This is a genomic window from Streptococcus sp. 4155, from assembly GCF_013276695.1.
GTDB lineage: Bacteria > Bacillota > Bacilli > Lactobacillales > Streptococcaceae > Streptococcus > Streptococcus pseudopneumoniae.
The window spans coordinates 1-1,122 of the sequence record NZ_VMLM01000101.1 but is presented as its reverse complement, the minus strand read 5'-3'; the positions used below and the strand labels follow the sequence as shown (position 1 = coordinate 1,122).

Sequence of the window (1,122 nt, the reverse complement as noted above, 5' to 3'; positions counted from 1 at the left end):
CCCTACTAAAGCCGATACAGATGGCGATGGCTTGACTGATAAGGAAGAAGTAGAGAAAGGAACAGACCCTACTAAAGCTGATACAGATGGCGATGGCTTGACTGACAAGGAAGAAGTAGAAAAAGGAACAGACCCTACTAAAGCTGATACAGATGGCGATGGCTTGACTGATAAGGAAGAAGTAGAAAAAGGAACAAATCCGAAAGATCCAAACTCGAAACCAGAATCTAAACCAGTAGATCCATCAACTAAGGATACAGATAGTGTTAAAGATCCATCAGTAACATCGGTTAAAGATCCAAGCAACTTGACTGATGCAGAAAGAGCTAAGGTAGCCGAAGAAGTTAAGAAATCTAACCCAACTGCAACAGATGTTAAAGTAGGTAAAGATGGAACAATAACTGTAACCTTCCCAGATGGCTCAACAGCAGTAATTCCAGCAGCTAAAGCAGTTGAGAAAGCTAAAGATGCAGATAGTGTTAAGGATCCGTCAGCAACACCAGTTAAAGATCCAAGCAACTTGACTGACGCAGAAAAAGCTAAGGTAGCTGAAGAAGTTAAGAAATCTAACCCAACTGCGAAAGATATTAAGGTAAACAAAGACGGATCAGTAGTTGTAACCTTTGAAGATGGTACTACATCTGTTATTCCAGCAGATAAGACAGTCAAGAAATCAGATAGTTCAGTAGCAGTTAATCCAGCTACCAACCAAGATTCACCTGCTCAAGCACCAGCTGAGAAAGCAGGAGCGAAAGAATTGCCAAATACTGGTACAGAACAATCTAGCGCTTCACTTGCTCTAGCACTTCTTGCAGCAGCAACAGGGGGACTCCTTATCGCGAAAAAACGCAAGGAAGAAGAGTAAGAAATTACTTTGATAAAATAATTCATAGGATAAACATTCTGTAAATTTAACGAAAATAGATTGGAACACTATGTTCTAGTCGCCCCCAAAAGGATAGCATCTCCGAGAGGAGATGTTATCCTTTTTTTACTAGTGAATCAAATGATATAGTGGATTGAATTTATAATAGTACGGTAAGCGCGTCATAACAAGGTATCTATCATTCATGGAGTTTCTCCTGTATACTATTCGTAAAGTAAAGTAACCGCCCAATAACG

Annotated in this window: 1 protein-coding gene; it reads left to right on the top strand. The window is 39.9% G+C overall.

The features are described from left to right. Nucleotides 1-865, top strand: an 865-nt coding sequence (locus HT715_RS10645; RefSeq protein ID WP_172922949.1) for an LPXTG cell wall anchor domain-containing protein, incomplete at its 5' end; no start/stop codon positions are given. Between the last annotated feature and the right edge of the window lie 257 nt (nucleotides 866-1,122).